Origin of the sequence: Arsukibacterium sp., from assembly GCF_036735525.1 — a bacterium.
Classification (GTDB): domain Bacteria; phylum Pseudomonadota; class Gammaproteobacteria; order Enterobacterales; family Alteromonadaceae; genus Alishewanella.
Window position 1 is genome coordinate 3,512 of sequence record NZ_DAINOE010000029.1, and the last position, 19,629, is coordinate 23,140.

20 protein-coding genes are annotated in these 19,629 nt (G+C 48.6%); 4 read left to right on the forward strand and 16 right to left on the reverse strand.

What is annotated here, in order from left to right; genetic code table 11:
- Positions 1-765, reverse strand: a 765-nt coding sequence (locus V7D78_RS07640; RefSeq protein ID WP_333607852.1) for a S1/P1 nuclease, incomplete at its 3' end; no start/stop codon positions are given.
- A gap of 1 nt (position 766) precedes the next feature.
- Complete coding sequence (locus V7D78_RS07645; protein ID WP_333607853.1) at positions 767-1,606, reverse strand: 23S rRNA (adenine(2030)-N(6))-methyltransferase RlmJ; 840 nt, start codon at positions 1,604-1,606, stop codon at positions 767-769.
- 116 nt (positions 1,607-1,722) lie between these two features.
- On the opposite strand from V7D78_RS07645, the gene V7D78_RS07650 reads away from it, so the two are divergent.
- Positions 1,723-2,592: a tRNA/rRNA methyltransferase gene (locus tag V7D78_RS07650; RefSeq protein ID WP_333607854.1), complete on the forward strand. Its 870-nt coding sequence runs from the start codon at positions 1,723-1,725 to the stop codon at positions 2,590-2,592.
- 55 nt (positions 2,593-2,647) lie between these two features.
- On the opposite strand, the gene V7D78_RS07655 is transcribed toward V7D78_RS07650, so the two are convergent.
- From V7D78_RS07655 to metK, 14 genes are all read right to left on the reverse strand, one after another.
- Positions 2,648-3,394, reverse strand: coding sequence for a LytR/AlgR family response regulator transcription factor (locus tag V7D78_RS07655; RefSeq protein WP_333607855.1), 747 nt, complete (start codon positions 3,392-3,394; stop codon positions 2,648-2,650).
- Positions 3,378-4,514 carry a sensor histidine kinase gene (locus V7D78_RS07660; protein WP_333607856.1) on the reverse strand — a complete coding sequence of 379 codons (1,137 nt, stop codon included), beginning with the start codon at positions 4,512-4,514 and terminating at the stop codon, positions 3,378-3,380. Before V7D78_RS07660 ends, V7D78_RS07655 begins: the two co-directional genes overlap by 17 nt.
- Positions 4,507-5,745 carry an ABC transporter permease gene (locus V7D78_RS07665; protein ID WP_333607857.1) on the reverse strand — a complete coding sequence of 413 codons (1,239 nt, stop codon included), beginning with the start codon at positions 5,743-5,745 and terminating at the stop codon, positions 4,507-4,509. Before V7D78_RS07665 ends, V7D78_RS07660 begins: the two co-directional genes overlap by 8 nt.
- Positions 5,738-6,448, reverse strand: coding sequence for an ABC transporter ATP-binding protein (locus tag V7D78_RS07670; RefSeq protein WP_333607858.1), 711 nt, complete (start codon positions 6,446-6,448; stop codon positions 5,738-5,740). The genes V7D78_RS07665 and V7D78_RS07670 overlap by 8 nt, the downstream gene beginning before the upstream one ends.
- 1 nt (position 6,449) lies before the next feature.
- A complete protein-coding gene (locus V7D78_RS07675) occupies positions 6,450-7,601 on the reverse strand; it encodes an efflux RND transporter periplasmic adaptor subunit (protein ID WP_333607859.1) in 1,152 nt (383 codons plus the stop codon).
- 22 nt (positions 7,602-7,623) lie between these two features.
- Entirely contained in the window at positions 7,624-8,319 is a 696-nt protein-coding gene (locus V7D78_RS07680; protein WP_333607860.1) for a YIP1 family protein, read from the reverse strand.
- A 38-nt stretch (positions 8,320-8,357) separates the two neighbouring features.
- The gene (locus tag V7D78_RS07685) at positions 8,358-8,609 is read right to left on the reverse strand and encodes a superinfection immunity protein (RefSeq protein ID WP_333607861.1); all 252 of its coding nucleotides are present in this window, start codon (positions 8,607-8,609) and stop codon (positions 8,358-8,360) included.
- Between the two features lie 272 nt (positions 8,610-8,881).
- On the reverse strand, positions 8,882-9,160 hold the full coding sequence (locus V7D78_RS07690; RefSeq protein WP_333607862.1) for a DUF1653 domain-containing protein: 279 nt from the start codon (positions 9,158-9,160) through the stop codon (positions 8,882-8,884).
- Positions 9,141-9,569, reverse strand: coding sequence for a Holliday junction resolvase RuvX (ruvX, locus tag V7D78_RS07695; RefSeq protein WP_333607863.1), 429 nt, complete (start codon positions 9,567-9,569; stop codon positions 9,141-9,143). Before ruvX ends, V7D78_RS07690 begins: the two co-directional genes overlap by 20 nt.
- Before the next feature lie 12 nt (positions 9,570-9,581).
- Positions 9,582-10,139 carry a YqgE/AlgH family protein gene (locus tag V7D78_RS07700; protein ID WP_333607864.1) on the reverse strand — a complete coding sequence of 186 codons (558 nt, stop codon included), beginning with the start codon at positions 10,137-10,139 and terminating at the stop codon, positions 9,582-9,584.
- A gap of 18 nt (positions 10,140-10,157) precedes the next feature.
- Positions 10,158-11,123 (reverse strand): glutathione synthase, encoded by a 966-nt coding sequence (gshB, locus tag V7D78_RS07705; protein ID WP_333607865.1) that lies wholly within the window; start codon positions 11,121-11,123, stop codon positions 10,158-10,160.
- Positions 11,124-11,132: 9 nt separating this feature from the next.
- Positions 11,133-11,873, reverse strand: a complete 741-nt coding sequence (gene rsmE / locus V7D78_RS07710; protein ID WP_333607866.1) for a 16S rRNA (uracil(1498)-N(3))-methyltransferase — start codon at positions 11,871-11,873, stop codon at positions 11,133-11,135.
- 112 nt (positions 11,874-11,985) lie between these two features.
- Positions 11,986-13,566: an AbgT family transporter gene (locus V7D78_RS07715; protein WP_333607867.1), complete on the reverse strand. Its 1,581-nt coding sequence runs from the start codon at positions 13,564-13,566 to the stop codon at positions 11,986-11,988.
- A 196-nt stretch (positions 13,567-13,762) separates the two neighbouring features.
- On the reverse strand, positions 13,763-14,911 hold the full coding sequence (metK, locus tag V7D78_RS07720; protein ID WP_333607868.1) for a methionine adenosyltransferase: 1,149 nt from the start codon (positions 14,909-14,911) through the stop codon (positions 13,763-13,765).
- A 363-nt stretch (positions 14,912-15,274) separates the two neighbouring features.
- On the opposite strand from metK, the gene tkt reads away from it, so the two are divergent.
- The 3 genes from tkt to V7D78_RS07735 are packed head-to-tail and all read left to right on the forward strand — an operon-like array spanning position 15,275 to position 19,553.
- Positions 15,275-17,275, forward strand: a complete 2,001-nt coding sequence (tkt, locus tag V7D78_RS07725; RefSeq protein ID WP_333607869.1) for a transketolase — start codon at positions 15,275-15,277, stop codon at positions 17,273-17,275.
- 58 nt (positions 17,276-17,333) lie between these two features.
- The gene (gene epd, locus V7D78_RS07730; RefSeq protein ID WP_333607870.1) at positions 17,334-18,362 is read left to right on the forward strand and encodes an erythrose-4-phosphate dehydrogenase; all 1,029 of its coding nucleotides are present in this window, start codon (positions 17,334-17,336) and stop codon (positions 18,360-18,362) included.
- A 3-nt stretch (positions 18,363-18,365) separates the two neighbouring features.
- The gene (locus V7D78_RS07735; protein WP_333607871.1) at positions 18,366-19,553 is read left to right on the forward strand and encodes a phosphoglycerate kinase; all 1,188 of its coding nucleotides are present in this window, start codon (positions 18,366-18,368) and stop codon (positions 19,551-19,553) included.
- Positions 19,554-19,629 lie beyond the last annotated feature (76 nt).

The window sequence follows — 19,629 nt, forward strand, 5'->3', positions numbered from 1 at the left end:
TAGATCGATCAACATAGCCAACCTTACGGCTGCTTGCTGTAATCGCTGCTCTAAAGTACTGCTGTGCCGGGTGATGTAGGCTTCATCAATTAACATGCCTGGTCGGTATTCTTCATAAAGTGCAACTGTTATTGCTGCAGATTCGTTGGCCCAGTCTAGCACTTTACCTTTTCGCCAGCTTTGCTGTTGCCCGCCGTTTATTGCTTGTAGCAAAGCCTGGCGTTTTTTAAGGTCATCATCATAGCCTAAGTGGCTGATAATATTGCGATCCCACACGCCATGCAGATTACTAGGTGTTGTCACGTTTAAAAAGTACACTGCGGTGCGATTGCCGCCTAAATCATCAGCAAAACTGACATGTAAAGGTTGATGCAAATCGCCCAGATGATGGGCGAAAAAAAACAGCGCTTGCCAATCTAATGGATCCTTTTTTAGTCGTTGCTGCATGTCGGCAATGGCTGAAAGTACACAACCTACTTCAGGGCAGCTTTCGTTAGTGACACTGGACTGTCCCCGTTGCATATTGACGTAGTGATGAGGTGCACTCCATCTGAACTCAGGCTCGCTTCGCACTTCATCAGGCCAAACACAAGCTGCGGCAAAGCTATCAACATCAGACATGCTGACAAGCTGTTGTACCCAGGTTTGGCTTTGCTTAGACATCAGCTCAAATGCCATGTCACAAACCATATGATGCCCGGTGCGACTAAACGCCTGACTTTGCCAACTTAGCACTAAAAAAAACAGTGCAAATAATAATTTCATGTTATTCACCAACCAGTTGCGATACTTGCCAATGACAGCCATCCTGGCCAAGTAAGCGTTGTAGTTCGGGTAGCGTTTGCTCGAATAGGGCCGAAAGGGTATAAGGCGGGTTAATCACCAACATACCACTGCCTGTCATGCCAAAACCTTTGCAATCTGCTGAGCGACAAAACTCTATGCGTAACTGTTTTTTAATGCCTGTCCTTACCAAGCCATTTATAAAAGCTTCAATGGCGTCGCGTTCTATTACCGGGTACCAAATGGCGTAACAACCTTGTGGGAAGCGCCGATAAGCTTCTGTTACCCCTTTTATCACATCCTGATACTCGGTATAAAGCTCATAAGGAGGGTCAATCAGTACTAAACCGCGTTTGTTTAAGGGCGGCAGCATGGCTTTGAGGCCAGTAAAGGCATCAATGTTTTCAATACGGCTAAAACGACGGTGACTAAACTGGCTTTGTAAAATAGGAAAGTCACTGGGGTGCAGTTCGGTCGCCTGAATGGTATCTGTCGCTCGCAGCATTAAAGCGGCAATTTTGGGTGAGCCAGGATAAAACTGTAATTGCTGCTCAGGGTTAAGGCTGCGAATCAGCGTTAAGTAACGCTGTATCAGGGCAGATTCGCTATCACTATGCCAAATTTTAGCGATACCGTCCTCGTATTCGGCTGTTTTAAGGGCCTGCTCACTACTTGAGCTATATAAGCCAGCCCCGGCATGGGTATCGTGATAACACAGGGGAGACTCTTTTTGCAGCAGATAATCAAGAATAGCAACTTGCACCAAATGTTTTAATACATCGGCGTAGTTGCCGGCGTGGTAACTGTGACGGTAACTTAACATGGATCTGACCTGCGGCTGATAATGCCGCTCAGCATACTGCCCGAGCAGAAAAATACAAGTAATAGCACGATGGCAATGGTAAAATCGCCGATATCATGCAAGCTGCAGGAAAAACCATGCCCGCAAAACCTTCAAACAAATCGCAAAATCGCGCTAAAAGCACCCCAGATACTGGCAGTAAACCCTGGTTAAAGGGGCGGGCAGTGAAAGCTAAGCCTGAAAAAAGGACTGTCCCTGTTGCCTCTGGATCAAGACAAGAAGAAGTAAAAGTGTATGGCGAAAATGCCTGTCTTGAGCTTTATAAAAATCGTGCTGAGTCAATTATTCGCTTATATGTTAACGCGCAAATGGCCCCTCGTTTTGCGTCATTAATGAAATATCTTGCAGAGCACAAAAAAGCTTATCATTTGGTAGAAGATGCCGAACTTGAGAAAGTGGCGGCAAGCCAGCATCACGGCGGTATAGTGTTATTGGTTAAGCGCAAACCCATTGCCAGTTTGGCCAGCTACTTGGCTAAGAAGTCTTTAAATCGTGACTGCCTGTTAGCCTTAGATGGAGTTGGCAATCCCCACAATTTAGGCGCTATTGTGCGTACTTGTGCGCACTTTGGGGTTACCGGCATTATTATGCGCGACCCGCAATTGCTTTATTCGGGTGCAGCTTTGCGCACTGCTGAAGGCGGTGGTGAGTACATAGCGGGGTTAGGTTGTGATGATATGCCCTTGGCGCTGCGTTTATGTAAAGAGGCTGGATATCAGTTAATTACCACGTCAAGCCACAAAGGACAGTCTTTATATCATTCTGACTTGCCGGCAAAAGCGGTCATTGTGTTTGGTGAGGAGATGTTTGGCGTGTCAACTGCGGTGGCGCAAACGGCAGATGTGTCTTTGCAAATTCCCGGGACAGGCAAAGTAGAATCGCTCAATGTTAGTGTGGCTGCGAGCTTGATTTTGGGCGAATGGTATCGGCAACATTCAGCGCAGTAATCTGTGCTGTTGGCGGAATACTTTTAGACTGTCCCTTAGTGATCAAAGCTTGTGGTTACAGGCTACTAAATAGCAGTTTTAATTGCTGTGCCTGGCGCCGGCTCACTTCTATTTGTTGGCCATCTTGCAGTAAAGCTAACATGGCGCCGGTACTGATGCCGGCTTCAATGTGCTCTATGGCATCCAGCCGGATAATATCGGAGCGGCTGGCCTTAAAAAAATAGTCCGGGTTCAGTTTTAATTCGATTTTGGCCAGGGAGCTGTGCAAAAAACTTTTGCCGTGTTGCGTATACACTGCCGCATGATTACCAATACTTTCAAAACGGTAGATTTCCTGTAATCGCACAATGCGATTAATGTCTCCAAATTTCAGCAAGATACCATGATGTTCTGGCAGGTAATGTGCTTCTGGCTGCCCCGCGGCGTTTAGCTCTGGAGTGTTTAGTTGTGCCGGAAGGCGGGCAATGGTTTTGGCCAGCCGTTCTGCTGCGACAGGCTTGAGTAAATAATCTATGGCATTAAGTGAGAACGCATCTAATGCATAGCTGTTAAAGGCGGTACAAAAAACAAATTTGGTACCGTCTGGGATCTCATTGGCCAGCTTGATACCACTGATTTCAGGCATTTGAATATCTAAAAAAACCAGATCAATTTTTTGTTTAACCATAATAGCTAACGCTTCTGCGGCACTGGCCGCTTCAGCGACTACCTGGCACTCTGGGTGAGCTTGTAATAAGCGTTTGAGCTCTTTACGGGCCAAGCGCTCGTCATCGACAATTAAAGTGTTATAGCTGTTCGGCATAGGGCAATTCCAGTTGCACGCTAAACTGCGTTTTAGTGTGTTCAGTAGCAAGCTGTGCTTTATCACCAAATAGCAGTTGTAGCCGTTTCTTACAATTTTTTAAGCCTGTCCCTGTTGATTGGCAAACCGAGGCCAGGCCGACACTATTGCTTATTGATAACTGCCAATGGCTGTTTAGATGTGTTGCCCTAAAGGCTTTAATACGAATAACTCCAGGGGTGTTATTCGGACTGATACCATGTTTAACGGCGTTTTCCAATAAGGTTAGCAGGGTAAGAGTGGGGAGCGTTTGGCCTAACACGTCATCGGCTATAGCTGTTTCAAGCGTTAAGCGCTGCTCTAACCTCACTTGTTCAATACTTAAATAGTGCTGACACAATGCCCATTCTTCCTGCAAACTGGAGGTGGGCCTTAAATGCGCTTGCAGATGCACCCGAAATAACTCAGCTAATTGAGTGACGGTGTCGGCAGCTTTATGTTGATCTTCAAATATTAAGGCTCTGATACTGTTTAACGCATTAAATAAAAAATGCGGATTTAGCTGGTTAGTTAATTGCTGCAACTGGGCTTGCTGCATTTCTTGTTGCAGGGCAATACGGGTTTGGCGCATTTGCCAACCTAAGTAAACCAAACTCCAAAAGATAAACAAACTGACATGCATGGACCACATCATAATAATAAGGGTGCTAAAGCTAAACTGCATCTGTAGCCCTTCAACACTGTCTTTATTGACTAGTGTTATCTGTTGCATATCAGTTTTAGTCAGTGCCGGCAAATAAGAGACAAAAACGCTGACCAGCGCTAATAACAGTGCAGCCAAGCTTAACCAGAAGATTACTTTGCCCAGCGTGCGCCAAGAAAAGCCTCTTGGGTAATAAATTTTAAGGGCAGGGCGTATGAAAAAGTGACTGAGAATAACAAAGCTTATGGCCTCCAAGACATAGCGCACAAAGAAAATTGTAATTAATTCTGCTTGTGTGTCCTGCATAAATGGCAGGCTGTATAGCAGGTAAAAGGATACAAAGAGCACAAAGGTTAATATCTGTCCTATACGGTAGGCTTTGCTGCTGTGCCAGCAATAATACCAGTGCTGCTGCCAGTATTTTTTTATGTTATTCATAGCGTAAGGCATCAATTGGGTTTAAACGTGCGGCTTTAATAGCCGGGGCCAGACCAAATACCACACCAATCAGTGTGGTAAAGCCAATGGCCAGCAAAATGGCCCAAAGCGGAATAAGCGCATCTGGCATGGCCGGTAGCATTAAGCCAATAAAACTGGCGATGCCGGCCCCCAAAGCCAGGCCAATGATGCCTCCAAACAAGGACAGTACCAGCGCTTCGACCAGAAATTGAATTAAAATAAATTGTGGTGTGGCGCCTAGGGCTTTAACAATACCGATTTCGCGGGTGCGCTCGGTCACCGATACCAGCATGATATTCATTACGCCAATGCCACCTACCAGCAAACTGATGCTGACCACACCGCCGGCCACCAGCGTGATGCTGCGGGTAATGCTGTTAAATTGCTCTATCATCCGCTCGGCGCTGACAAATTCAAATGGGTCGGCGTCGTCTGCAGCTAATTTATAATGCTGGCGTAAAATAGCCCGCATTTGTTGTTGCACTTGATTAATATCGGCACCGGGTGCCGGGCGGAACATCACCTCAATATTGCGTGCTGCGCGCTCGCCACTCAGTGCTCGAATGGTACTAAAAGGCGCAACAATGTAGTTATCCTGATCAAAACCAAATAAGCTGCCGCGTGTTTCTGCCACGCCGATAATGCGAAACCAGTCACCGGACAGGTTAATAAATTCGCCCACCGGATTTGCCGGCAAATCTAACTGTTTAATCAGCGATGAACCGATAAAAGCCACTCTGCGGCGGCGATCATCGTCACTGCTGGATAAAAAACGGCCCAGTTCCGGGTATACCCGCACCACGTTCTGATAACTGCTATCAGTGCCGATAATTTGCGATTGCGCGGTATTACGGCCATATTGCACCTGTGAGCCCATACTAAATGCCTGCATACTGGCGGTCATGTCTTCTACATTATGTACGCGGCTTTTTAACAGCAAAAAATCGTCGTAGTGCAAACGGTTATAAATGCCCAGCATTTGCTGGTTAGTGGGGGTATAGGCGCGAAGGGTGATCATGTCGCTGCCTAAATCGTCCAACTGACTGGTGATGCTATGGCTAAGCCCTTGCATAATGGCCACTACGGTAATGACTGCGGCAACCCCAATAATAATGCCCAACGTAGTCAGAGCGCTACGAAGGCCATGGGCGCGTATCGCTGCAAAAGCCGCTTTACTGCCTTCATAACTGGCATGAAGTAGTTTAAACATGAGGCCTTGCTCCCTGCTGCTGGCGCACATCAGTATCAATTTGGCCATCAACCAATCGTATTACCCGTTGGCAATGATCAGCGATATCCTGCTCATGTGTCACCAGAATAATGGTGTGTCCTTCCTGATGCAGTTGATCGAATAACGCCATAATATCTTTAGTGGTTTTACTATCCAGGTTCCCGGTAGGCTCATCACCCAGTAAGATGCGCGGCTTGGTCACCAGGGCTCTGGCAATAGCCACCCGTTGTCGCTGCCCGCCAGATAATTGGTTGGGCAAATGGCCGGTTTTATCCGCCAGGCCCACCCGTTTTAGCGCGTCGAGCGCCAAGGTTTTACGCTGATGGTTTGGCATAACCCTGTACACCAGCGGTTGCATCACATTTGCCAGCACAGTGGCGCGGGGTAATAAGTTAAAACTTTGGAAAATAAAACCTACAGCCTCATTTCTTAGTTCTGCCAACTCGGTTTCATTGAGGGTAGATACATCCCTTTCGGCTAACAGGTATTGGCCTGAGCTCGGTGTATCCAGGCAGCCGATAATATTCATCAACGTCGACTTTCCTGAGCCTGATGGGCCAATGATGGCAACATAGTCGTTTTCAGTGATAGCCAAATCTAATTGTTTCAGTGCAAAAAAAGTTTCATCAGCCATCAAATAACTTTTACTGACGTGCTGCAGGCGAATAACAGTATCTTGCATCTTAGTTGTCCTGCCGTTCAGCATTCAGGCGACGACCTTCAGTAAGCGTGAGTAAGGTACGTGCCGGTCCGACAATAACTTCATCATCCAGCGTTAAGCCGCTAAGTACTTCCTGAGCGATATCACTGGCCATGCCTAAAGTGACCGGTGTTTTCACTGCAAGACTGTCCTTTATGGTCCAGACAAAGTACTGATTTTCGCTGCGCTGCACCGCGGCTATGGGTACCTGCAAGCTTTGTTGTTGTTGTGACACTATTAGCTCAGCGCGACAACTCATCCCCGGGAACAGCGCAATATCTTCAGGTTGCAGTAATACTTTTACCCTGAACGACAAGCTCTGACTTTGATTCAGGTAGCGTGCTGAAGTGGCAATTTGAATAACTTCCCCCTGAATTGCCTGATGCGGGTAGGCAGCGGCGAAAATTTTGGCGGCCTGACCTAAATGAACATTTGAAATATCGGCTTCATCCACCCGAATTTCAGCCAAAATAGCGCTGGGATCGGCCAGTGTCATTAAGGGGCTGCCAATAATATTAGTGCTACCTGCTACTACGGTTTCACCCGGTTTGATATCAACGGTGGCCAGTAAACCGGCGATAGGTGCCCGGTAGATCGTTTTACTTAGACTGTCCTCTGCCATCGCCAGCATGGCTTGGCCTTGCTGCAGCGCGGCTTTTGCGGCATCAATATTAATACGGGCAATATCGAGCTGGCTTTGTAAGCTATCTATGGCATCGCGTTGGATCAATTTGGCCTGATACAACTTCTGCTGTTGGTTAAACTGCCGTTGTATATCGGCTAATTGGGCTTCGGCGCGGGTAATGTCAATGTGTTGGCTGTGCACCAGGGCGCGGATGCGTGTAACATCCGCAGCAAAAGCGGTATCATCAAGGCGCATTAGGATCTGGCCTTTTTCAACCATTTGCCCCTCTTCAACCAGCACCTCGGCTACCCGGCCAGTCACTTCAGAGCGGATCTGAATTTGGGTATTAAACTCCAGATTACCCGATGCCAGAATACTATCTGCCAGCGCGCCTTCAGTCACCAGCGCGGTAGTGACAGTGGTTGTTTGTTGTTGTTTGCGATAATGGCTCAGGCTGATTAACCCCAGCAACACAGCCACTATAACTGCAACAGTCAGTATTTTTTTCATCGGTCAGATCCATTCACTCGATTCAGATAAATACAGCCCATAAGCCAAAGATGACCAGTAAAGGCAAGGCTGCCAGCAAGGTGCTTTTACCTGCACTGTAACCACTCCAGCTATGCAGGCCTACAGCAAATAACCCCGTCATCCAAAGGTAAATCAGATTAAAGTTTTCAGCCCAGCCATACCAGGACTGTCCCGGTTCAAGACCTAGCACTAATTGATTAATGGATAGGTAATTAGCAGTATGTAACGGTAGGTTAGGGTCGCTGCTTAAGGTGACCAGCAACATTAAGCCCAACATATTGAGCACACCAGGCATATTGCTCCAGGTTGCCATAGCAAACCAGTCGCCGTAAGGGCGCTTTTGGCCGGTGTTACCTACCAGCATTAAATACAATGCCATGATGGCCAGCATGATAGGCGTCATCACAGCAACAGCAGCCACAGAAATGATGCCTGTTTTATCAGCCATTTGCCCCATAATGGCGCGGCTTTGCTCAATTTCAGCCGGGGTCATATTATGTGCCGTTTGCGCCAGTTGTTGCTCTACTATCCATTCTGGGCTCATGCCGGAATAAAAATACCAGATACCAATGGCATTCACTATGATTAAGATAAGTAAGGCTAGCCAACTCCAGCCTTTTTTATCGGCTAAGCTGGTAAACAGTTGTTTGGGTGCGACATAAATGTCCAACAGGCCCTGGGTGACATTTTTACTCATGATATGACTCCGCTTCTTGTTAGTTTTACTTCCACTCTTTATTGCTTTGTATCAGATTTTTTAAGTATCAGCTTGCCGCTGAAGGCAACGGCAATTAAAGCGCACCAGGCAATAACTGAAAACCCAGCCGGAATATTGGCCAGTGCAATTTTGCCCAGATGCTGCCGGTTAAACATAACGGCTACCAGCGTTGGGATAAAATAGATAACCACAAACAGGGGCGCAAACCATAACAAAAACCCCAGACCGCCATGTTCGAACTGATAAAGCCACTCTGATGATTCAAACATAACACGCTCCTTATTATTTACTTAAAAGTAAAATGTAACGATATTTTGCTGTTAATGATTACTTCGGGACAGTCCTGAACCAAAACGGTTAACCTTAACTGTCCTTAACGTTTAACAGACTAAATGAGTCTGAGGTAGTCTGGGTGAAAAAAATGATAAGCGGTTAGATGGGGTGATTTTCGGTAGAATCTGGTATTGAAGTTGCGGCTGTGGTTAACATGGACTGTCCTTTATTAAAGGCGCTTTAAAATAGACTGTCCTGGAATAAGAGCTTAAACCGGGAGCGTGTCACCAATGTACTGAAAGCGTGGGATGCGGCTATCGCCAAGGGTTACCAGACCGCTAAACATGGCGGCAGGGCGGGCCCATAAGCCAAAATCTCCATATAACGCCCGATAAATTACCAGCCATTCTTCGGTTTCACTGTGCCGGGCTAGTTCAATTACCTGGTAATACTGGCCTTTGTAGTGCTGGTAGTAGCCACAGACGATGGCTGGTGCTGTGGCTGTCTGCTCAGTTGTAGTCGTTATTTCAGTGTGCACCGGTTTCATACCAGCCTTCAAAGATAATTTGTGCAGATAGACTGTCCACTTTAGCTTTTGCCAAATTGCGATAGCCGCCCTCGGCAAATAAGCGGCTGCGGGCATCTGCGGTGGACAGTCTTTCATCATGCAGGCTCACTGGTAAGCCAAAGCGGCCATGTAGCCTATTGGCAAATTTTCGGGTACGCCCGGTAAATTCCTGCTCGCTGCCATCCATGTTAAGAGGTAAACCAACTAACAACAGTTGTGGCTGCCAGTCGTTTATCAGTTTTTCAATCTGCTGCCAGTCTGGTGTGCCATCCTGCGCTTTTAACGCCGTTAATAAGGTGGCGCTGCCGGTGAGCTCTGAGCCGACTGCGACACCAATGCTCTTGGTGCCGTAGTCAAAACACAATACTGTACGGGGGGAGTTACTCATCTAATACCTTTTTTAGGCATGACCAGCGACAACACTGAGTTGCCATGGCTTAATACCAATACTGGCGGTGGCAGATTGCCACTTTTGAGCATGGCTGACATCAAAAATAATCTGGTTATCGGCAGGCACTATTAACCAGCTGTTGTCGGCAATTTCTTGCTCGAGCTGGCCGGCTGTCCAACCGGCATAGCCTAATGCCAGTAAAAATTTATCGGGCGCCCGCTCGGTCGTTAAATCCAGCAGGATATCTTTTGAGGTGGTGACCATTAGCTGATCGCTCAGTTGCATACTGCTTTGATAGCCGGCTTTGGGGGTATGTAGTACAAAACCGCGATCGTTTTGCACCGGGCCACCCGCACAAACATGGCTTGTAGCGACCGGGCTGTCGGCGGCAAATTCAATTTCCAGTTGCTGCAGTAATTCAGCCACTTTCACGCTTATCGGATGGTTAATGACAATACCCATGGCACCTTCTTCATTATGCTCACAAATATAGGCCACACTGCGCTTAAACATGGGGTCATCTAGACCTGGCATAGCAATTAAAAAATGGTTCTGAAAATCTTGCATAATCACCTCAGCGACACATTAGGGTGTGGTTGGGGCCGCTAATAGCTGTTCAATAGCGTCAAACAGCATGCCGGTAATACTGACCGGAAAAGCGGCTTCGATTTCGCGTATACAGGTTGGACTGGTGACATTAATTTCAGTGAGTTTGTCACCAATAACATCTAACCCGACAAAGATTAAACCTTTTGTTTTTAACGTTGGTGCTATGGAGCGGGCGATAGCCCAATCTGAATCTGATAACGGCCTGGCTTCACCGCGTCCACCGGCGGCCAGATTGCCACGGGTTTCACCGCTAGCGGGGATCCGTGCTAAGCAGTATGGCACAGGTTCACCATTGACTACCAGTATCCGTTTATCGCCATCGCTAATTTCTGGAATAAAGCGTTGTGCCATCGCATAGCGGCTGCCGTGTGCTGTCAGCGTTTCAATAATGACGCTGACATTGGCATCACCCGGTTTCAGCCGGAAAATTGAGGCGCCACCCATGCCATCCAGCGGCTTTAAAATCACATCCTGCTCGGCCTGATAAAAGGCTTTTAAGCGTTTAGCATCGCGGGTAACCAGGGTTTTAGGGGTAAATTGGCTAAACCAGCTGGTATAGAGTTTTTCGTTGGCATCGCGCAGACTTTGCGGTTTATTCACTATCAGGCAGCCTGCCTGCTCGCCACGTTCCAGTATATAAGTAGCGTAGATAAACTCGGTATCAAAAGGCGGGTCTTTACGCATTAAAATCACGTCAAGCTCGGCCAGGGGGATATCCTGCTCAGTGCCAAACTGGTACCACTGCTTAGGGTTTTCCTGCACGGTTAATAGCTTAGTGTTGGCGCGGGCGTCACCCTCCAGCAGGTACAGATCGGCCATTTCCATGTAGTGGATCTGGTAACCACGACGCTGTGCCTCGAGCAGCATGGCAAAGCTTGAATCTTTTTTAATGTTGATATCAGCTATGGGATCCATCACGATCCCCAGTTTAATCGCAGTCATAGTATTGCCTCAGGCGAGATCGCCAAATTGCAGTTGCAAAGCGCTGATCGCCGTAAGCGCAGCGGTTTCAGTACGTAAAATGCGTGGCCCCAGCTGAATACCATTAAAACCGGCAGCCGCAGTGGCGCTGACTTCATGCTCCGTAAAGCCACCTTCAGGGCCAATCACCAGCCGTATCTCAGTGGCCGGTGTTAACGTCTTAATGGTGGCGACTGCACGCGGATCCAAGGTCAGTTTCAGGGCATTTGTCTGTTGATTAAGCCAGTCTGCCAGCGGCAGGGCGGTGTGCACCTCTGGCACTATACTGCGCCCGGATTGCTCACAGGCGCTGATGGCAATTTTTTGCCATTGTTCAATACGTTTTTGCAGCCGCTCAGCGTCGAGTTTTACGCCACAGCGTTCAGTAAACAATGGGGTAATGGCGCTGACGCCAAGCTCTACCGCTTTTTGAATGGCAAAGTCCATGCGATCGCCACGTGATATTGCCTGTCCCAAATGGATACGCAGCGGCGACTCAACCGGGTTAGCGGCTACCTCTGCCACAGTAACGCTAACCTGTTTTTTGCTTACCTCGCTTATGATGGCCGGATAGTTATAGCCATCGCCGGTAAACAGCAAAATAGACTGTCCCGGTTGCATTCTCAGTACGCGGCCAACGTGGTTGGCGGCATCATCATCCAGCAATAACTGGCTGCCTACCGTTAACGGCTGGGCTTGAGATACGGCGCTGTAAATACGGGGGACACGCATAAGGAAGTACCTGCTTAAGCAAAGACGCTATGGTAACAGGCGGCCTGAGGCTGTGAAAACAAAAACCGCTGACAGGCAGCGGTTTTGTATGCTTTTTGCAAGCTAAGGTAGCTTAACCACCAGGAATATACTGGTAACTGGCACCAAAGCCCAGTGGGATGTCAAAGGCCCAGAAGCCCAGTAAAAACGCAGTCCATAGCAGTAACATGACTATCGAATAGGGCAGCATTAAGGCCACCAGTGTCCCTATACCACTGCCTTTCACATATTTTTGGCAAAACACCACTATCAACGGGAAATAAGGCAGCAATGGCGTAATAATATTGGTTGAGGAGTCACCGACCCTATAGGCTGCCTGGGTTAGATCGGGCGAGATACCCAGCTCCATTAACATCGGTACCATAATGGCGCCAATTAATGCCCATTTGGCTGACGCTGAACCCACGACTAAATTGACTAAACCGGACAAAAATACAATGCCAACCAGGGTCATCGCTAGCGGTAAGCCCATGGCTTTTAGCGCATTAGCGCCTTTTACTGCCATCAACACTCCCAGGTTAGATTGGTTAAATGCATATAAAAACAGTGCACAGAAAAATGCCATAACAATGTAATAGCCCATGCCACTCATCGCGTGACTCATGCCTTTAATCACATCGCGATGATTTTGCACTGAGCCTGAGACATAGCCGTAAACAATACCGGGCACCAGGAAAAACACAAAAATCAGCGTGACGATTGATTTCATCAACGGCGCGGCGTTGACCAGTAAGGGGTTCATGCCCTCTGCGACATCTGCAGGTGCGGCTGCCCAGGGGGTATTTTCTGGCAGTACACTTAACACCAGCAACACCATCATCAATAGCATCGAAAATGATGCGGCACGTAAGCCTTTACGCTCTTGTGGTGTTAACGCATCCATTTTGATCATTTGTGAGGTGTCGCCATCTACCTTGGTGGCTTTCAAACGTGGCTCGATAACTTTATCGGTCAGGAACCAGCCAATCAAAATAATCAGTGCAGTAGAGGCGGTGGTGAAAAAGTAGTTGTTGAGCGAGTTAACGGTAACACTAGGGTCTAAAATTTGTGCTGAAACCTCTGTCATACCGGCCAATAATGGATCTAAGCTGGATGGCACAAAGAAGGTGGCAGAAAAACCACCTGACACACCAGCGAAAGCGGCTGCAATACCGGCTAACGGGTGTCTGCCTGCAGCATAAAATATTACTGCGCCCAGCGGAATCACCAGTACATAGCCTGCATCTACTGCGACATGGCTTAAAATACCTACCGCAATCAGTACCGGCGTTAACAGCATTCTTGGTGTTACAGATAATATTGAGCGTAAGCCGGCATTAATAAAGCCGGTATATTCTGCTACCCCTAAGCCCAGCATGGCCACTAACACCACGCCCAACGGTGGGAAGTTAACAAAGGTGGTGACGATATTTGAGCTGAACTGCGTTAAAGCACTGCCGGAAAGTAAATTGATGATCTGAATGCTTTCGCCGGTACGTGGGTGTAATTCGTTGAAGGTGACGCCGGATAATAACCAGGACAGTCCCCAGACAATTACCATTAACAGCGCAAACAATACCGCGGGGTCGGGTAATTTATTTCCGACCACTTCTATGGTGTTGAGCGCACGATTCATCCAGCCGTTTTTTACGTCGGCGGTTGCAAGTTCTGACATAGTATTTCCTTTGACCTTGTTATCTTCTTATCTTTTTATGTGTTAGCCGCCTAAGCTGGCAGCTTACCCCTGGCAGGTAAAACGCCTTTATCATACACAAATCGACGATATTGGTAAGTCTAAAATCAGCTGAACAGCCAATAAAAACAGAAAAGGAGAGCCAAAGCTCTCCTTTTTAGCGGTCTTTATTGAAAAATTACTTGGCGTATTGGCGTAACAGTTCCGCTTTGTCGGTTTGCTCCCACGGGAACTCATTACGACCAAAGTGACCATAGGCCGCAGTAGCACCATAGATAGGGCGCTCCAGTTTCAGCATTTCAATCAGGCCATATGGCCGCAGGTCAAAGTGCTCGCGGACCAGTGTAATCAGCTCGTCTTCTGTCAGTTTACTGGTACCAAAGGTTTCCAGGCTGATAGAGGTAGGTTCAGCTACACCAATAGCGTAGGATACCTGCAGCTCACAGCGATCAGCCAGGCCAGCTGCTACAATGTTTTTCGCTACATAGCGCGCAGCATAAGCCGCTGAGCGGTCAACTTTTGATGGGTCTTTACCTGAGAAAGCACCACCACCATGCCGTGCCATACCACCGTAGGTATCCACGATAATTTTACGGCCGGTTAAACCACAATCACCCATTGGACCGCCAATAACAAAACGGCCGGTAGGGTTAATAAAAAACTTGGTTGTGCTGGTGAGCCACTCGGCTGGCAGAACCGGCTTGATGATGTGCTCCATGACCGCTTCACGTAAATCTTTGGTGCTGATAGTGTCGCAGTGCTGGGTGGATAACACTACCGCATCGATACCCACTGGCTTGCCGTCTTCGTATATAAAGCTCAGCTGAGATTTGGCATCCGGACGTAACCATGGCAGGGTGCCATCTTTACGCACCTGCGCCTGACGCTGCACTAAGCGGTGCGAGTAAGTAATCGGCGCTGGCATCAATACATCAGTTTCATTGCTGGCATAACCAAACATCAGGCCCTGATCGCCGGCGCCTTGCTCACGAGGGTCAGCTTTATCGACACCCTGATTAATATCGGGTGATTGCTTGCCAATGGCATTTAATACGGCGCAAGAGTCGGCATCAAAACCCATATCAGAGTGGGTATAGCCAATTTCACGCACTGTTTTACGGGTAATTTCTTCGATATCTACCCAGGCGGTAGTGGTGATTTCACCACCGACTAACACCATGCCGGTTTTGACGAAGGTTTCACAGGCAACACGCGCTTTAGAGTCTTGCTCGAGAATTGCATCCAGTACCGCATCTGAAATTTGGTCGGCGATTTTATCCGGATGTCCTTCAGAGACAGATTCAGACGTAAAAATATGTTGTGCCATCTGTTTATTCCACTAGTTTGTGTCAGCGGCTGGCGCCCCATTGTAGGACGCAGGCAGCTGAGCAAAGTTAAACAATAGTTGTCCTGGCGCGCTTAACCCACAGCTAGCCAACAGACAAAAAAATAGCCGCTTATTCTATTGAAAGCGACCTTCGATTGCCAGAAAAATTTGACGCCCAGACGTCTTTAATGCCAACTCAATACGCTTGCTAACAATAATCGATCAGCTTTACTGCTAATAATGGCTGATCCTGTATTAACATTTGCCATCTGGCGGTGGCTGGGCGAAAATAGCCCAGCGCTAAGCTTACCTCATGCCCAGTGTCAATTTAATTTGCCTTATAAGCTTCAATCAGGAGAAGACATGCCATCGCGTAAACAACTTGCCAATGCCATTCGTGCCTTAAGTATGGATGCAGTTCAAAAAGCTAAATCAGGTCACCCGGGTGCACCGATGGGAATGGCTGATATTGCCGAAGTGTTATGGCGGGATTTTCTTAAGCACAATCCGAACAACCCAAACTGGGCCGATCGTGACCGCTTTGTGTTATCAAATGGCCATGGCTCTATGTTGTTGTACTCCTTGTTGCACCTCAGCGGCTATGATTTAAGCATTGAAGATTTAAAACAGTTCCGCCAATTGCATTCTAAAACACCGGGCCACCCTGAGTATGGTTATGCGCCTGGTGTTGAAACCACCACAGGGCCTTTAGGTCAGGGCATTACTAATGCAGTGGGTATGGCGCTGGCTGAAAAAGCGCTGGCTGCCCAGTTTAACCAGCCGGGTTTTGATATTGTTGATCACTATACCTATACCTTTTTGGGCGATGGCTGCCTGATGGAAGGCATTTCGCACGAGGCCTGCTCACTGGCCGGGACATTGGGGCTGGGTAAACTGATTGCCTTTTGGGATGACAACGGCATTTCTATTGACGGCCATGTCGAAGGCTGGTTTACCGATGACACCCCGGCACGTTTTGCTGCCTACGGCTGGCATGTGATACCTAATATCGATGGCCACAATGCTGAGGCGGTGAAAGCGGCTATTGAGCTGGCCAGGGCCGAGACGAATAAGCCAACGCTTATTTGCTGCAAAACGGTCATAGGCTATGGCGCACCCAATAAAGGTGGCAGCCATGATTGCCATGGTGCACCACTGGGTGATGCTGAAATTGCGGCTACCCGTGAATACCTGCAATGGCCACATGCGCCTTTTGACATTCCAGCAGACATTTATGCCGACTGGAATGCCGCTGCGGCCGGCCAGCAAGCCGAAGCGGCCTGGCAGCAACGTATTAATGACTACAGTGCCGCTTTCCCGGCACTAGCCGCAGAATTTAGCCGCCGCAGCAAAGGCGAGTTGCCGGCAAACTGGGCCGAGCAGTCGCAGGCCTATATCGAGCAGTTACAAGCTAACCCGGCCAATATTGCCAGCCGTAAAGCCTCGCAAAATGCGTTAAATGCCTTTGGCCCATTATTACCCGAATTTATGGGCGGCTCGGCCGATTTAGCCGGCTCTAACCTGACGATCTGGTCTGGCTCAAAGCCGTTAACTGCGCAAGATGCCAGCGGCAACTATGTGTATTACGGTGTGCGTGAGTTTGGTATGTCTGCCATGATGAACGGTATTGCGCTGCATGGCGGCTTTGTGCCTTATGGCGCCACCTTTTTAATGTTTATGGAATATGCCCGCAACGCGGTGCGGATGGCCGCGCTGATGAAACAGCGGGTGATTTTTGTTTATACCCACGACTCTATTGGTCTGGGTGAAGATGGCCCAACCCATCAACCGGTTGAGCAGTTAATCAGTTTGCGTGCGACGCCCAATCTGATGAACTGGCGGCCATGCGATCAGGTCGAATCTGCGGTGGCCTGGCAAGCGGCCATTGAGCGTAACGAGGGCCCAACCAGCTTAATCTTTACCCGGCAAAACCTGCCACAGCAGTCACGTACTGCAGCGCAGCTGGCCGATATTAAGCGCGGCGGCTATGTGCTGTTTGACAGTGCAGCTACACCAGAGCTGATATTTATTGCTACTGGCTCAGAAGTCGAGCTGGCCATGCAAGCGGCGCGGCAGCTGAGTGAGCAGGGTACAGCGGTGCGGGTGGTGTCTATGCCATCGACTGATGTGTTTGACCAGCAAGATGCCGCCTATCGTGAGGCCGTATTACCGCGTGCCGTCAGCAAGCGGGTCGCAGTGGAAGCCGGTATCAAAGACAGCTGGTATAAATATGTTGGCTTAAATGGTGCCATTATTGGTATGGATAGCTTTGGTGAATCAGCACCGGCAGAGCAACTGTTTGCCCATTTTGGTATTACCACCGAACAGGTATTGGCGGCAGCACAAGCCTTGCTCGCTGAATAATTTGATACTACAACGGGGCCGCAGTGTCCCGTTTTTATTAGGGCAAGCCCTGGGGCATATGACAATCAGACTGGCAATAAACGGCTTTGGCCGTATTGGGCGCAATATAGTACGCGCTATTTATGAAAACGGCTGGCAACAGCAGTTACAGGTTATCGCCATTAATGAACTGGCAGATACCAAGGGCGTGGCGCATTTACTAAAATACGATACTTCGCATGGCCGTTTTGCGGCTAAGGTCAGCTCGACCGCCAGCGGGATCCGGGTAAATAATGATGATATCGCGCTCTATGCTGAGGCTGAACCGGCAGAGTTGCCCTGGGCTGAGCATGATATTGATATTGTGCTGGAGTGCACCGGGGTGTTTCACAGCCGCGAGCATGCTGGCTGGCATTTAGCGGCAGGCGCTAAAAAAGTGTTATTTTCGCACCCGGCTGATGCCGATATTGATGCCACGGTGATTTATGGCATTAATCAACATCTGCTGACACCGGCCATGCGCATTGTGTCAAACGGCTCCTGCACCACTAATTGTATAGTGCCGGTGATTCAGGTGCTTGATCAGCATTTTGGCGTAGAGAGTGGCACTATTACGACTATTCATGCCTCTATGCATGACCAGCAGGTCATTGATGCTTATCATACCGATTTACGCCGAACCCGTGCGGCCAGTCAATCTATTATACCGGTTGATACCAAGCTGGCGCTGGGTATAGAGCGCATTATGCCGCACCTGGCCGGCCGCTTTGAAGCCATAGCGGTTCGGGTGCCAACGGTGAATGTCACGGCAATGGATTTGAGTGTCAGCCTGCAGCAGGACGTGATTATCGACAAAGTGAATGCAGTGCTATCAAACGCTCGTATCGGCACCCTGGCCGGCATTCTCGATTACACCGAGGAGCCTCTGGTATCAGTGGATTTTAATCATAATCCGCATTCTTGTATTGTCGATGGCTCACAAACCCGGGTTAGTCACAAACGGCTGGTAAAATGCCTGGTATGGTGCGACAACGAATGGGGCTTTGCTAATCGGATGCTGGACACGGCGCGTGCCATGGCGGCGGAATTAACTTTATCAAAGGAGTAAAATATGTCTGTAATTCGAATGACTGATCTGGATCTGACAGGCAAACGGGTGTTGATCCGTGAAGATTTAAATGTGCCGGTGAAAGCCGGTGTGGTTACCTCAGATGCGCGCTTAAAAGCCGCTTTACCCACTATAGAGTTGGCACTGAGTAAAGGCGCGAAAGTAATGGTGATGTCGCACCTTGGCCGGCCAGAAGAAGGCGTGTTTGACGCTGATGCCTCGATGAAGCCGGTAGCTGATTATCTGGCAAAGGCATTAAGCGTACCGGTGCGGCTGGTCGCAGATTATCTGGATGGGGTAGCGCTTAACGCCGGTGAGTTGGTGGTATTTGAGAACGTTCGCTTTAACACGGGTGAGGGCAAAAATAACGACGAGTTGGCCAAAAAGCTGGCGGCCTTGTGCGATGTGTTCGTGATGGATGCCTTTGGCACCGCGCACCGGGCGCAGGCCTCTACTCATGGTGTAGCCAAATATGCCGACATTGCCTGTGCCGGCCCTTTATTAACGGCTGAGCTGGATGCACTAGCCGCAGCGCTTAAAAACCCGAAACGGCCACTGGTGGCCATAGTGGGTGGCTCTAAGGTGTCAACCAAGCTGACGGTGTTAGAGTCGTTATCTACTATTGCTGATCAGCTGGTGGTGGGTGGCGGCATTGCCAACACCTTTATTGCCGCCAATGGCCATGCGGTAGGCAAGTCTTTATGTGAAACCGACCTTATCCCTGAAGCCCAGCGTTTAATGGCGCAGGCTAAAGCGCGCGGTGGCTATATACCTGTGCCCAGCGATGTTGTAGTAGGACAGGCATTTAGTGAAGATACGCCTGCTACGCTTAAAGCTGTTGCCAGCCTGAATGACACTGACATGATTTTTGATATCGGGCCAGACAGCACCGCTGAGCTTATCGAGATTATTAATAATGCCGGTACCATCGTATGGAATGGCCCGGTAGGGGTATTTGAGTTTGCCCAGTTTGCTGCGGGTACTAAAGCGCTGGCGCATGCCATTGCTAATAGCACTGCGTTTTCGATTGCCGGCGGCGGTGATACACTGGCGGCCATTGATAAATATGGCGTGGCAGAGCAAATTTCTTATATTTCTACCGGTGGTGGTGCCTTTTTAGAGTTTTTAGAAGGGAAAACCTTACCGGCAGTCGCTATACTGGAACAACGTGCCGAAGAGCACAGCCGCTAAAGCGATAACGCTAAAATAAATAATAAAAAACATAATATGAGTTAAATATTACCTTACCCTGTACCTTAGTATAAAA

Coding starts and splice junctions, on each gene's coding strand:
- V7D78_RS07690 (WP_333607862.1), bottom strand. CDS start 9,160: ATGAAACCGGTGCACACTGAAATAACGACTACAACTGAGCAGACAGCC.
- V7D78_RS07660 (WP_333607856.1), bottom strand. CDS start 4,514: ATGAATAACATAAAAAAATACTGGCAGCAGCACTGGTATTATTGCTGG.
- V7D78_RS07735 (WP_333607871.1), top strand. CDS start 18,366: ATGTCTGTAATTCGAATGACTGATCTGGATCTGACAGGCAAACGGGTG.
- V7D78_RS07700 (WP_333607864.1), bottom strand. CDS start 10,139: ATGCAAGATTTTCAGAACCATTTTTTAATTGCTATGCCAGGTCTAGAT.
- rsmE (WP_333607866.1), bottom strand. CDS start 11,873: ATGCGTGTCCCCCGTATTTACAGCGCCGTATCTCAAGCCCAGCCGTTA.
- V7D78_RS07665 (WP_333607857.1), bottom strand. CDS start 5,745: ATGTTTAAACTACTTCATGCCAGTTATGAAGGCAGTAAAGCGGCTTTT.
- V7D78_RS07650 (WP_333607854.1), top strand. CDS start 1,723: ATGCCCGCAAAACCTTCAAACAAATCGCAAAATCGCGCTAAAAGCACC.
- epd (WP_333607870.1), top strand. CDS start 17,334: ATGACAATCAGACTGGCAATAAACGGCTTTGGCCGTATTGGGCGCAAT.
- V7D78_RS07685 (WP_333607861.1), bottom strand. CDS start 8,609: ATGTTTGAATCATCAGAGTGGCTTTATCAGTTCGAACATGGCGGTCTG.
- V7D78_RS07715 (WP_333607867.1), bottom strand. CDS start 13,566: ATGTCAGAACTTGCAACCGCCGACGTAAAAAACGGCTGGATGAATCGT.
- V7D78_RS07680 (WP_333607860.1), bottom strand. CDS start 8,319: ATGAGTAAAAATGTCACCCAGGGCCTGTTGGACATTTATGTCGCACCC.
- V7D78_RS07645 (WP_333607853.1), bottom strand. CDS start 1,606: ATGTTAAGTTACCGTCACAGTTACCACGCCGGCAACTACGCCGATGTA.
- gshB (WP_333607865.1), bottom strand. CDS start 11,123: ATGACTGCGATTAAACTGGGGATCGTGATGGATCCCATAGCTGATATC.
- ruvX (WP_333607863.1), bottom strand. CDS start 9,569: ATGAGTAACTCCCCCCGTACAGTATTGTGTTTTGACTACGGCACCAAG.
- V7D78_RS07675 (WP_333607859.1), bottom strand. CDS start 7,601: ATGAAAAAAATACTGACTGTTGCAGTTATAGTGGCTGTGTTGCTGGGG.
- tkt (WP_333607869.1), top strand. CDS start 15,275: ATGCCATCGCGTAAACAACTTGCCAATGCCATTCGTGCCTTAAGTATG.
- V7D78_RS07670 (WP_333607858.1), bottom strand. CDS start 6,448: ATGCAAGATACTGTTATTCGCCTGCAGCACGTCAGTAAAAGTTATTTG.
- metK (WP_333607868.1), bottom strand. CDS start 14,911: ATGGCACAACATATTTTTACGTCTGAATCTGTCTCTGAAGGACATCCG.
- V7D78_RS07655 (WP_333607855.1), bottom strand. CDS start 3,394: ATGCCGAACAGCTATAACACTTTAATTGTCGATGACGAGCGCTTGGCC.